The sequence below is a fragment of the Methylobacterium oryzihabitans genome (assembly GCF_004004555.2).
Taxonomy (GTDB): Bacteria; Pseudomonadota; Alphaproteobacteria; order Rhizobiales; family Beijerinckiaceae; genus Methylobacterium; species Methylobacterium oryzihabitans.
Genome location: NZ_SACP01000044.1, coordinates 19,705 through 31,751 on the forward strand (window position 1 = coordinate 19,705; position 12,047 = coordinate 31,751).

Genomic DNA, 12,047 nt, shown 5'->3' on the forward strand with positions numbered 1-12,047 from the left:
ATACGCCGCGCGGGCTGGTGATCCGGGTTTCGGACCGAATCGTTGGAAATCCGGATCACGCCGGGCGCGAGATCCGGAAGGTCAGGACGCCGTCCCGCTCGCTCGTCCCGTCGAGGCGGTCGCCGGTCTCGCGCAGCAGATGGGGGATGTCGATCGCCGCGAGCGGGTCGGTGCAGTGCACGACGAGGGCGCCCCCCGGTTCGATCGCGCGCAGCGCCTTGCGGGTGCGCAGGACCGGCAGGGGGCACTTGAGACCGCGCAGGTCGAGATCCATCGGCATCGGGTCCGGTCTTCGGGACAGGCGCCATACCGGGCGGGCGGAGATCGCGATAGGCCCGGACGCGGCGGCGCCGGACGTGGTCTCCCACGCCCGGCGCCGCCGGTCACCGATCGCGGTCGGCTCAGTAGCCGTAGCCGTAGTAGCCGCCGTAGGCCGGGGCGTAGCCGTAGCTGTAGGCCGGGGCGTAGCCGCCGTATCCGTAGCTGCCGTAGGCCGGCGCGTAGCCGTAATCGTAGTAGCCGTAGCGCGGGGCGGCGCTGGCCGCGATCGCGCCGCCGATGATGCCGAGGGCCGCGCCGGCCGCCAGCGCGCCACCGACGTTGCGGCGGTAGCCGTAGCCGCGATAGCCGCGGTAGCCGTAGCCGCCGCCGTAGTAGCCGCCGCGCCAGCGGACCTGATCCACGGAGGTGGACGGACCGGCGACGCCCGCCGAGGTCGCAGCCGGAAGCGGCGCGGCCTGCGCGGTGCCGGCGGCGCCGGCCGCGAGGGAGAGGGCGGCGAGGCCGGCCAGGGCCACGGACGTGATGCGGGACATGATCACAAACTCCTGAGTGCGTGGGGGTTTGGCACCCCTGTGGCCTCAAGAACGGCCGAGGAGCCGAACCTGTTCCCCAACGGCGCCCGCTGCCGGCGCCGTGCTCTCGGTCTCGTGATCGACCCGGCGCCGACACATGGTCTCGCACGGCAGGATTGAACGGAGTCGCCGCGGTCTCGCTCGCATTTGCGTCAAATGCGATGCTCCACTGGGTTCAGAACGTGCAGAGCCCGAAGGCCGGATCGACCGAGCCCTCCCACGGGCCATGGTACAGCGCGAGACAGTCCTCGGCCCGGGTCCGCGAGGCGGCGATGGCGTGGAGCGGGGCGAGGTAGAGGGTCTCGTCGCGGCCCTGGGCGTCGTGGCGGGCGCGGGCCTTGAGGCCGGACTCGGCGATGGCCAGCGCCTCGCGGGCGACCTCGCGCAGGGTGCGGCCGGCGGCCGGGGCGTCGAGGCCGAGGCGCGGCGCCTCGGCCCGCATCGTCTCGCGCTCCCCGGCGCTCCAGCCGCGCACGAGGGCGAGGGCGGCATCGAGGGCACCCTGGTCGTAGAGCAGGCCGGTCCAGAACGCCGCCTGTGCGGCGATCATGCCGGCATCGCCGACATCGGCGCCGCGCATCTCCAGGAAGCGCTTGAGCCGGACCTCCGGGAAGGCGGTCGAGGCGTGGTTGGCCCAGTCGGAGCGGGTGGCGTACTCGCCCTCCAGCCCCTTGAGCCGGCCCTGCATCAGGTCGCGGAACGACAGGCCGGCGACGTCGTGGTAGGTCTCGCCGCGCTTGACGAAGTACATCGGCACGCCGAGGAGCCAGTCGGCGTAGGCCTCGTAGCCGAAGCCGGGCTCGAACGCGAAGGCGAGCATGCCGGTGCGGTCGCCGTCGGTGTCGCGCCAGATCTCGGAGCGGCGCGACAGGAAGCCGTTCGGGCGCCCGTCGGTGAAGGGCGAGTTGGCGAAGAGCGCGGTCGCCACCGGCTGGAGGGCGAGGCCGACGCGCATCTTCGCCACCATGTCCGCCTCGGAGGCGAAGTCGAGGTTCACCTGCACGGTCGCGGTGCGGAACATCATGTCGAGGCCGAGGCTCCCGACCTTCGGCATGTAGCCGGCCATGATGCGGTAGCGGCTCTTCGGCATCACCGGGGTCTCCCCCCGGGTCCATTTCGGGCTCATGCCGAGGGTGAGGAAGCCGATGTCGAGGGGGTCGGCGGCGGCGCGCACGACGCGCAGGTGCTCGGCGAGTTCGCTCGCGGTGCCGTGGACGTCGGGAAGCGGCGCGCCCGACAGCTCGAACTGCCCGCCGGGCTCGAGCGAGATCGCCCCTCCCCCGTCGGGCCCCGCGAGGCCGATGACGTGGCCGGCATCGACGATCGGCTCCCAGCCGGTCGCGGCGCGCACGCCGTCGAGGAGTGCCGCGATCCCGCGCTCGCCGGCATAGGGCACCGGCGCCAGCGTCGAGCGGGTGAACGGGACCTTCTCGTGCTCGGTGCCGATCGCGAAGGAGTCCCGCGGCTTCTCGCCCTCGGCGAACCACGCGATCAACTCGGCTCGGCTGGTGAGCGGGGTCGCGTCGGACACGTCGCGCGCCATGCGCTACCTCGTGGTGCAGTCGGAATGGTGCGGCGGACGGGCCGTGCGGGGTCGCGCCCGGACCGCCGCTACGGTCGCGCTTAGATAGGTCGCGCGCGATGTCCGCGCAACGCGCAGGGTGCATGCGGCGGCGACATGCCGGTTAGCGCTTCGTTCACCACGACCGCAGGTCGCGCCGCCTCCCCGCTTTACCCAGAACAAAACAGGAACAAGAATGGTTCCCAGAGAATGTTCTCATCGAAACGCGGAGAACGGCGATGATCGTACGCAAGATCCTGGTCTGTGTCACGGAGGCCGCGGCGATCGGCATGCTCACCGGTGCGATCGCCCTGTGGGCGGTGGCGCTGTCTCCGATGCACGGCTGAGCCGTGGCGGGGTTCCGCAGATTTCGCGGAGGATCCACCGCATTTTTTCGGCCCGTGAGGCGCGGCGGGTCCTGACTCCCGGCCCGACTCGGGGGATCCTGGCAGGCTCAAGCGGCGGAACCGAGCGAGAGCCGAATTGCCCATCCTGAAGCCGGTCGGCTACGTCCATCTGCACGCCCACTCGTCCTATTCCCTGCTCGAGGGCGCGCTGAAGATCGGCGACCTCGTCAAGGCGGCGGCCGGCGACCGGCAGCCGGCGCTGGCGCTCACCGACACCAACAACCTGTTCGGCGCGCTGGAGTTCTCCGAGAAGGCGGCAGGGACCGGGATCCAGCCGATCGCCGGGATCCAGCTCTCGGTGGCGTTCGAGGCGGCCGATCCCGGGGCCCGCAACGCGGTCGCGGCCTTCCCGCACGTCGTGCTGCTCGCCCGCGACGAGACCGGCTACCGCCACCTGCTGCGGCTCGCGAGCCGCGCCTATCTCGACGGCCCCCTCGGTGATGTGCCGCGCGTGTCCGCGGCGGCGCTCGCGGAGTGCGGGGAGGGCCTGATCGCGCTCACCGGCGGTCCCGGCGGTCCCCTCGACGCTGCCCTGCGGGCCGGCCGGGCCGACCTCGCCGCGTCCCGCCTCGACGCCCTGCTCGGCGCCTTCGGCGAGCGCAACCTCTACGTCGAGATCCAGCGCCACGACCTGCCCGAGGAGCGGGCGGTCGAGGGCGAGCTGATCGCGCTCGCCGACCGCCACGGCCTGCCGCTGGTCGCCGCCAACGAGCCGTTCTTCGCCAAGGCCGACGATTACGAGGCCCACGACGCGCTGCTGGCCATCGCGGAGGGGCGCCTCGTCTCCGACGACCGCCGGCGCAAGCTGTCGCCCCGCCACGGCTTCAAGACCCGGGCCGAGATGGCGGCCCTGTTCGCCGACCTGCCGGACGCGCTTGCGGCCACCGTCGAGGTGGCGATGCGCTGCGCCTACCGGGTGCGGACCCGCAAGCCGATCCTGCCCAACTTCGGCGCCCCCGCCCTCGACACCCCGAGCGCCGGCACGCCGGAAGGGGCTGCCGCCCAGACCATGGCGGCCGCGGCCACGACGGCGGTGGCGCGGGCGATCGCCCCCGACGAGGCGGCGGAGCTGCGCCGGCAGGCCGAGGAGGGTCTGGAGGCCCGGCTCGCCCAGCACGGCACCGCCGACGGGCTGACCGAGCAGGATTACCGCGACCGGCTCGACTTCGAGATCCGCGTCATCACCAACATGAAGTTCCCGGGCTACTTCCTGATCGTCTCGGACTTCATCAAGTGGGCCAAGGACCACGACATCCCGGTCGGGCCCGGCCGCGGCTCCGGCGCCGGCTCGCTGGTGGCGTGGTCGCTGCTCATCACCGACCTCGACCCGCTCCGCTTCGGGCTGCTGTTCGAGCGCTTCCTCAACCCCGAGCGCGTCTCGATGCCGGATTTCGACATCGACTTCTGCGTCGAGGGCCGCGAGCGGGTGATCCGCTACGTGCAGGAACGCTACGGCGAGCGGCAGGTCGGGCAGATCATCACCTTCGGCACCCTGCTCGCCCGCGGCGTGCTGCGCGACGTCGGCCGGGTGCTGGAGATGCCCTACGGCCAGGTCGACAAGCTGACCAAGCTGGTGCCGCAGAACCCGGCCAACCCGGTGACGCTCGCCCAGGCGATCGAGGGCGAGCCGAAGCTCCAGAGCGCGATGGAGGAGGAGCCGGTCGTCGCCCGGCTGATCCAGATCGCCCGCAAGCTGGAGGGGCTGCACCGGCACGCCTCGACCCACGCCGCCGGCGTGGTGATCGGCGACCGGCCGCTCGAGGAACTCGTTCCGCTCTACCGCGACCCGAAGACCGGGATGCGGGTCACCCAGTTCAACATGAAGTGGGTCGAGCAGGCCGGGCTGGTGAAGTTCGACTTCCTCGGCCTCAAGACCCTGACGGTGCTGCGCGCCGCCACCGACCTGCTGCGCCAGCGCGGCGTCGAGGTCGACCTGCCCTCGCTGCCGATCGACGACCCCCTCACCTACGAGCGCCTGCGCAAGGGCGAGACGGTCGGGGTGTTCCAGGTGGAATCGGCCGGCATGCGCAAGGCGCTGGTCGAGATGTGCGCCGACCGCTTCGAGGACATCATCGCGCTGGTGGCGCTTTACCGGCCGGGCCCGATGGCCAACATCCCGGTCTATTGCGAGCGCAAGCTCGGCCGCGACGCCGGCAACGAGAAGAACTGGTACCCGCACGAGACGCTGGAGCCGATCCTGCGCGAGACGTTCGGCATCATCGTGTACCAGGAACAGGTGATGGAGGTCGCCAAGGTCCTGGCCGGCTACTCGCTGGGCGACGCCGACCTCCTGCGCCGCGCCATGGGCAAGAAGATCAAGGCCGAGATGGACGCCCAGCGCGACCGTTTCGTGAAGGGCGCGGTCGAGCGCGGGCTGACCAAGGCCAAGGCCGACGAGATCTTCGACCTGCTCGCCAAGTTCGCCGATTACGGCTTCAACAAGTCGCACGCGGCGGCCTACGCGCTCGTCACGTACCAGACCGCCTACCTCAAGGCGAACTATCCGGTCGAGTTCCTGGCCGCCTCGATGTCGCTCGACCTCGACAACACCGACAAGCTCGCCGAATTGCGCCAGGACGCCCAGCGCCTCGGCCTCAAGGTCGAGCCGCCCTCGGTGAACACCTCGGGCGTGGTGTTCGAGGTCCATGACGGGGCGATCCGCTACGCGCTCGCCGCCATCAAGGGCGTCGGCCGCTCGGCGGTCGAGGCGATCGTGCAGGCCCGCGGCGACCGCCCGTTCCGCGACCTCGGCGACTTCGCCCGCCGGCTCAACCCGCGGCAGGTCAACAAGCGCACGCTGGAGAACCTCGTCTGCGCCGGCGCCCTCGACGCGATCGAGCCCGACCGGGCCAGGGCCCTCGCGGCGGTCGAGCCGATGATGCGGCTGGCGCAAGGCGCGGCCGAGGCCGAGACGGTCGGCATGACCGACATGTTCGGCGGCGTCGTCGCGGCCGAGGTGGCGCTGCGCATCCCCGACCACGCGCCGTGGCCAGCGGCCGACCGGCTCAAGCGCGAATACGACGCGGTCGGGTTCTTCCTGTCGGGCCATCCCCTCGACGAGTACGGCGACCTCCTGAAGAAGCTGCGGGTGCAGACCTGGGCCGAGTTCTGCCGCTCGGTGCGGGCCGGGACCTCGACGGTCGGTCGGGTGGCGGCGAGCGTGCTCGACCGCTCCGAGCGCCGCACCAAGACCGGCAACAAGATCGGCATCGTCACCCTGTCGGACCAGACCGGGCACTTCGAGGCGATCATCTTCTCCGAGGGGCTGTCGCATTACCGCGACCTGCTGGAGCCCGGCCGGGCGCTCGCCCTGCAGCTCCAGGCCAGCGCCGAGGGCGAGGACGTCCGCGCCCGGATCCAGACCTGCGAGCCCCTCGATCAGGCGGTGTCGCGCCACCAGAAGGGGATGCGGATCTATCTTCGCGACGAGCGCCCGATCTCCAGCGTGCAGCAGCGGCTGGCGGTGCGCGGCGAGGGCGAGGTGTCGCTGATCCTGATCCTCGACGGCGGCGAGCGCGAGGTCGAGATCCGGCTGAGGGACAAGTACCAGGCGACGCCGCAGATCGCCGGGGCGCTGCGGGCGGTGCCAGGGGTGGTGCAGGTGGAGGTGAGCTGACCTTGGGGCGGACTTGCCCTATCTCTGCAAGGTCCGGAACGAGGGACACTCCCGATGGCCGAGGCTTCTCTCGATATCGCCGAGCAGGTGGCTCGGGTCCTCCGGTCCCAGGAGGAAACTCAGAAGTTCGTCTCCGAGCAGCGCAAGCTGATGGCCGAGGAGGCCAAGCTGAACGCGGAGGCGGCGAAGCTCATCCGCGAGGAACTCAAGCTCGGCGCCGAGACCGCGAAGCTCCGCCGGGACCGCGAACTGTCCCTGTGGCAGGTGATGATCGCCGGCATGGCTGCCGGCGCGGCTTTCTTCGGGGCCGGTGCGGCCTTCATGAAGCTGCTGTTTCCGTGATCCCGGATCGACAACAAAAAAGCCGCCGGCGCTGGTGACGCGGGCGGCTCCGTCCGGGCCCGAAGGCCCGGCGATCGCGGGCGGCTCAGGCGGCCTCGGCGATCTTCTTCTCGATCTCGCGCTTGATGAGGCGGGCGCTCTGCGACAGCGTCTCCTCGCTGGCCTTGGCCAGGAAGGCGTCGAGGCCGCCGCGGTGCTCGACCGTGCGCAGGGCGTTCGCCGACACGCGGAAGCGGATCGAGCGGCCGAGGGTGTCGGAGAGCAGCGTGACGTTGCACAGGTTCGGCAGGAACCGGCGCTTGGTCTTGCGGTTCGAGTGGCTGACCAGGTGGCCGGTGAGCACGCCCTTGCCGGTGAGCTCGCAGCGACGCGACATGATACGAATCCTTAAACTTGCAATCTGATCGGCGAAGGACCGCGCAACGCTGATGCCGGGCGTGCACTGCACCCCGGCGGCGACCGGACCCCGCGAAGTCCCTTGAAGGCCCGGGCCTATACGGGACCCCCCCGTCTCCGTCAAGGTGGAGACCGCCGCCGGGCAGGGCGATCGCTTGAGAGCGATGGCCCTAGTGCTTTGCTCCGCCTCAGGCGCCGGCGTTCGCATCCGCTCACTCGGCTCTCGCCCCGCCATAAAGCGTTAACCCTGCCGGCGTCACGATGGGGACAGAATCAGCGGTCACGCGATCCGCTGACGGATCGTTCACGGTTGCTCCCCATGCGTGCCAAGTCCGGTGCCCCCACCGTCTGCGCCAAGGCATTCCTCCCGGCGCTGGTCGCCGCCGGGCTGACCCTCGGCGCGGGTCCGGACGCCGAGGCCAGGACCCAGCGGGCCCGCCCCGCCCCGGGCTCGACCGCGGTGACGGTCGATTACGGCATCGCCCTCGCCGGGGTGCCGATCGGGACCGCGCAGGTGGTCGGGTCGGTGACGGGCGCGCGCTACGCCATGGACGTGACCGCCAAGCTCACCGGCCTCGCCGGCGCGATCACCGGCGGCTACGGCGCCGGGCGGGCGGGCGGCCAGATCGGCGGCCCGGGGCGGCCGGTGCCGGCGACCTTCGCGATCGCGTCGCATTCCTCCTCGGCCTCGATCACCGTCCGGATGGCGCTGGCGCGCGGCAACGTCGTCGCCGCCGAGGTCACCCCCCCGTTGCCGCCCTATACCGACCGCGTGCCGGTCTCGGAGGCCGACAAGCGCGGCATCATCGACCCGGTGAGCGCCCTGGTGATGCCGGCGGTCGGGCGCGGCGAGCTGATCGACCCGCAGAACTGCGACCGCACCATCCCGGTCTTCGACGGCGCCAGCCGGTTCGACGTCGTGCTGAGCTACGGCGAGACCCGCTCGGTCGACAAGCCCGGCTATGCCGGCCCGGTGCTGATCTGCAACGCCCGCTACCGCCCGATCGCCGGCCACCGGGCCGGCCAGCCCGGCGTGACGTTCATGGAGAACAACACCGACATGTCGGTGTGGCTCGCCCCCGTCGAGGGCACCCGCGTGCTGATCCCGCTGCGCATCGCCGTGCGCACGACGCTCGGCACCAACATCATCGAGGCGACGCGCTGGTCGCGCACCGGCCCGGGCACCGAGACGGCACAGGTTTCGGCCCCGCAGCAGTGAGCCCGGTAACCGCCGGTTGACCAGCCCGGCGGTTCGGCAGGCCCCGGCGAGAGTCCGGCAACGGGTGACCGGCTAGGGTCGGTCCTCCGCCAGCCCAGAACCCGCGATGCGCCCCCTCCTCCTCGCCCTTCTCCTCGCGGCGCCGGTCCCGGCGGCGGCGCAGTCCGATTGCGGCGGCGACGCCGTCTCGTCGGCGCAGGTCACCGGCAGCCAGGGCCCGACCGGCCCCCTGGTCTCGGTCCCCGACACGCTCTGCGCCACGATCACGCCCGAGACGACCATCAACCTCGAGGTCAACGTGTTTCCGATCGTGCCCGATGGCGGCCGGTGGGGCGCGGCCCCATATGGAGGCTATCCCCTGCGGGGCCGGCCGGTCGGCCGCGCCCCCTGACCGCGGCGGGGAAGCGCCCGGCGACGGGAGCCCGCCGCCCCCGAGGACCCGCTCGCCCCGATGCTCCGCCGCTCCCTCCCACCGCAGGCCCGCGCGCGCGGCGTCACGGCGGTGCTCGGCCCGACCAACACCGGCAAGACCCACCTCGCCATCGAGCGCATGCTCGCCCACCCGACCGGGATGATCGGGCTGCCCCTGCGCCTGCTCGCCCGCGAGGTCTACCACCGGGTGGTCGAGCGGGTCGGTCCGGCCCGGGTCGCCCTCGTCACCGGCGAGGAGAAGATCAAGCCCGACCATCCGAGCTACTGGATCTGCACCGCCGAGGCGATGCCGCGCGACCGCGAGGTCGACTTCGTCGCCATCGACGAGATCCAGCTCGGCGCCGACATGGACCGCGGCCACACCTTCACCGACCGGCTGCTGCACCAGCGCGGCCGGGTCGAGACTCTGCTGATCGGCTCCTCGACGATGGGCCCGCTGGTCCAGGCGCTGATCCCCGGCGCCCTCGTCACCACGCGGCCGCGGCTGTCGCAGCTCACCTTCGCGGGCGAGAAGAAGATCTCGCGCCTGCCCCACCGCACCGCGGTCGTGGCGTTCTCGGCCGAGGAGGTCTACGCCATCGCCGAGTTGCTGCGGCGCCAGCGCGGCGGCGCCGCGGTGGTGCTCGGCGCCCTGTCGCCGCGCACCCGCAACGCCCAGGTCGAACTCTACCAGTCCGGCGACGTCGACTACCTCGTCGCCACCGACGCGATCGGCATGGGGCTGAACCTCGACGTCGACCACGTCGCCTTCGCGTCGAACCGCAAGTTCGACGGCGCGCGGTTCCGCGGCCTCACCCCGTCCGAGACGGCGCAGATCGCCGGCCGCGCCGGGCGCCACCTGCGCGACGGCACCTTCGGCTCGACCGGGCGCTGCCCGCCCTTCGAGCCCGAGATGATCGAGGCGCTGGAGAGCCACACCTTCGAGCCGCTGCGGGTGCTGCAATGGCGCAACCCCGACCTCGACTTCTCGTCGGTGGACGCCCTGCGCCGCAGCCTCGCCGAGCATCCCGGCGAGCGCGGCCTGACCCGGGCCCAGACCGGCGACGACGAGGCCGCCCTGGAGATGCTGTCGCGCGAGCCCGACATCCGCGACTACGCCACCCACCGCAACGCCGTCGAGCGGCTGTGGGCGGTCTGCGGCGTGCCCGACTACCGCAAGGTCGCGATCCAGACCCATGCCGACCTGATCTCGCAGCTCTTCCGCTTCCTGATGCGCGGCATGGCCGGGCGCATCCCGCACGACTGGTTCGCCACCCACGTCGCGATGGTCGACCGCATCGACGGCGACATCGACGCGCTGTCCCAGCGCATCGCCCAGATCCGCACCTGGACCTACGTCGCCAACCGGCCCGACTGGCTCGCCGACCCGGAGCATTGGCAGGGCGAGACGCGTCGGGTAGAGGACAGGCTGTCCGACGCCCTGCACGAACGGCTCGCCAGCCGCTTCGTCGACAGGCGCACCAGCGTCCTGATGCGGCGCCTGAGAGAGAACACCATGTTGGAAGCTGAGATCACCGCGGGCGGCGACGTGACGGTGGAAGGCCAGCACGTCGGTCACCTGCACGGGTTCCAGTTCGTGCCGGATCCCGGTGCGGAGGGCCACGAGGCCAAGACCCTCCGCAACGCCGCCGAGAAGGCGCTGGCGAGCGAGATCGAGGCGCGGGCCGACCGCTTCTCCGCCGCCGCCGACGCGGCCCTGGTCCTCTCCAACGACGGCACGATCCGCTGGACCGGCGACCCGGTCGCCAAGCTGGTGCCCGGCGACAAGCTCTACGCCCCCGCCTTCCGGGTGCTCGCCGACGAGCAGCTCACCGGCCCGGCGCTGGAGAAGGTCGAGGCCCGGCTCCAGGCCTGGCTCAAGGCGCACATCGTGCGGCTGCTCGGCCCGGCGCTCGCCCTCGAAGCGGCCGAGGACCTGACCGGGCTCGCCCGCGGCATCGGCTTCCAGATCTCGGAGGCCCTCGGCGTGCTCGAGCGCGCCAAGGTGCTGACCGAGATGCGCAGCCTCGACCAGGAGGGCCGCGCCGCCCTGCGCAAGCACGGGGTGCGCTTCGGCGCCTACCACATCACCCTGCCGGCTTTGCTCAAGCCGGCGCCCCGCACCCTGGCGGCCCAGCTCTGGGCGCTCCAGAACGGCGGCCTCGACCAGCGCGGCCTCGACGAGATCGCGCATCTGGCCGGCTCGGGCCGGACCTCGATGCCGGTCGACCCCGAGATCGCCAAGGGGCTCTACCGCGCCGCCGGCTTCCGGGTCTGCGGCGGCCGGGCGGTGCGCGTCGACATCCTCGAGCGCCTCGCCGACCTGATCCGTCCGGCGATCGCCTACGTGCCCGGCACCACCCCCGGCGAGCCGCCGCCCGGCACCGCCGACCGCGACGGCTTCGTGGCGACGGTCGGCATGACCTCCCTCGTCGGCTGCTCGGGCGAGGATTTCGCCTCGATCCTGAAATCCCTCGGCTACGTCGTCGACCGCCGGCCCGGCCCGGCGATCACCGTGCCGCTGCTGCCGGCCGCCTCGACCCAGCCGGTGCAGCCGGTGCCGGCCGCCGAGGCCGTGACCGAGGCGAGCCCGGCCGAGGACGTCGCCGACGCCGCCGCCTCGGGTGACGAGCCCGCACCCGCCGAGGCCGCGGCCCCGGACGAGACGGCCACCGAACCGGCCGTGGAGACCGGCGAGGCGCCGGCACCGGAGGTGGCGGGCGTCGCCGACGCCGAGGCGGCGGCGGAAGCCGCCCCGGTCGCCTTCGAGGTCGAGGTCGTGCACGCCGCGGAGACCGAGGCCGCCGGGACCGAGGCGTCCGAGCCGGCCCTCGCCGAGGCGTCGGCCGAAGCGCCGGAGGAGCGCCCCGATGCGGCGCCGGCGAGCCCGGACGAGGCGCCCGCCGCCGAGGCGGTCGTCGAAGCCGAACCGGCCGCCGGGTCGGACTCGCCCGGAGATGCGGCGCCGGTCGCGGCCGATGCGGGCGCCGAGCCCGCCGTCGCGGGCGAGCCGGCCGCGATCGAGGTCTGGCGGATGCACCGTCACCAGCGCGGTCAGGCTCCCCGCCACCAGGGCCGGGGCCGGCCCAACCAGGGGGCCGGGCAGCGCGGCGGCCAGGACCGGCCGGAGGGCGGCCGCGACCGCCCGCAGGGCCGCCCGAACTTCCGCGACGGCCAGCGCTGGGGCGAGCGTGCCCCCGCGGCCGCCGAGGCCGGACGCCGGGACGGCCGGCCGCCGCGC

Annotated in this window: 9 protein-coding genes; 5 read left to right on the forward strand and 4 right to left on the reverse strand. The window is 72.7% G+C overall.

What is annotated here, in order from left to right:
• Positions 1 to 55 precede the first annotated feature (55 nt).
• From EOE48_RS26545 to EOE48_RS26555, 3 genes are all read right to left on the reverse strand, one after another.
• Positions 56 to 280, reverse strand: coding sequence for a sulfurtransferase TusA family protein (locus EOE48_RS26545; RefSeq protein ID WP_127733896.1), 225 nt, complete (start codon positions 278 to 280; stop codon positions 56 to 58).
• Positions 281 to 401: 121 nt separating this feature from the next.
• Positions 402 to 815, reverse strand: coding sequence for a hypothetical protein (locus EOE48_RS26550; RefSeq protein ID WP_127733897.1), 414 nt, complete (start codon positions 813 to 815; stop codon positions 402 to 404).
• Between the two features lie 214 nt (positions 816 to 1,029).
• Complete coding sequence (locus tag EOE48_RS26555) at positions 1,030 to 2,397, reverse strand: glutamate--cysteine ligase (RefSeq protein WP_127733898.1); 1,368 nt, start codon at positions 2,395 to 2,397, stop codon at positions 1,030 to 1,032.
• Positions 2,398 to 2,898: 501 nt separating this feature from the next.
• Between EOE48_RS26555 and dnaE the strand changes: the two genes are divergently transcribed.
• Together dnaE and EOE48_RS26565 are read left to right on the forward strand one after the other, a co-directional pair.
• Positions 2,899 to 6,438, forward strand: a complete 3,540-nt coding sequence (gene dnaE / locus EOE48_RS26560; protein WP_127733899.1) for a DNA polymerase III subunit alpha — start codon at positions 2,899 to 2,901, stop codon at positions 6,436 to 6,438.
• Between the two features lie 54 nt (positions 6,439 to 6,492).
• Complete coding sequence (locus EOE48_RS26565) at positions 6,493 to 6,780, forward strand: hypothetical protein (protein ID WP_127733900.1); 288 nt, start codon at positions 6,493 to 6,495, stop codon at positions 6,778 to 6,780.
• 85 nt (positions 6,781 to 6,865) lie between these two features.
• Here the strand turns inward: EOE48_RS26565 and rpmB are convergent, their stop codons facing one another.
• Complete coding sequence (rpmB, locus tag EOE48_RS26570; RefSeq protein ID WP_127733901.1) at positions 6,866 to 7,156, reverse strand: 50S ribosomal protein L28; 291 nt, start codon at positions 7,154 to 7,156, stop codon at positions 6,866 to 6,868.
• Between the two features lie 339 nt (positions 7,157 to 7,495).
• Here rpmB and EOE48_RS26575 point away from each other — a divergent pair, with 339 nt between their 5' ends.
• The 3 genes from EOE48_RS26575 to EOE48_RS26585 form a co-directional block, all read left to right on the forward strand.
• Positions 7,496 to 8,395 carry a DUF3108 domain-containing protein gene (locus EOE48_RS26575; RefSeq protein ID WP_127733902.1) on the forward strand — a complete coding sequence of 300 codons (900 nt, stop codon included), beginning with the start codon at positions 7,496 to 7,498 and terminating at the stop codon, positions 8,393 to 8,395.
• Positions 8,396 to 8,501: 106 nt separating this feature from the next.
• Positions 8,502 to 8,786, forward strand: coding sequence for a hypothetical protein (locus EOE48_RS26580; RefSeq protein WP_127733903.1), 285 nt, complete (start codon positions 8,502 to 8,504; stop codon positions 8,784 to 8,786).
• 60 nt (positions 8,787 to 8,846) lie between these two features.
• Positions 8,847 to 12,047 (forward strand): helicase-related protein (locus EOE48_RS26585; RefSeq protein WP_127733904.1); only part of this gene is annotated, 3,201 nt, incomplete at its 3' end.

What these genes read in the sequence shown, in the direction of transcription:
- EOE48_RS26550 (WP_127733897.1), bottom strand. Translation starts at nt 815, where the DNA reads ATGTCCCGCATCACGTCCGTGGCCCTGGCCGGCCTCGCCGCCCTCTCC.
- EOE48_RS26555 (WP_127733898.1), bottom strand. Translation starts at nt 2,397, where the DNA reads ATGGCGCGCGACGTGTCCGACGCGACCCCGCTCACCAGCCGAGCCGAG.
- EOE48_RS26575 (WP_127733902.1), top strand. Translation starts at nt 7,496, where the DNA reads ATGCGTGCCAAGTCCGGTGCCCCCACCGTCTGCGCCAAGGCATTCCTC.
- EOE48_RS26565 (WP_127733900.1), top strand. Translation starts at nt 6,493, where the DNA reads ATGGCCGAGGCTTCTCTCGATATCGCCGAGCAGGTGGCTCGGGTCCTC.
- EOE48_RS26545 (WP_127733896.1), bottom strand. Translation starts at nt 280, where the DNA reads ATGCCGATGGATCTCGACCTGCGCGGTCTCAAGTGCCCCCTGCCGGTC.
- rpmB (WP_127733901.1), bottom strand. Translation starts at nt 7,156, where the DNA reads ATGTCGCGTCGCTGCGAGCTCACCGGCAAGGGCGTGCTCACCGGCCAC.
- EOE48_RS26580 (WP_127733903.1), top strand. Translation starts at nt 8,502, where the DNA reads ATGCGCCCCCTCCTCCTCGCCCTTCTCCTCGCGGCGCCGGTCCCGGCG.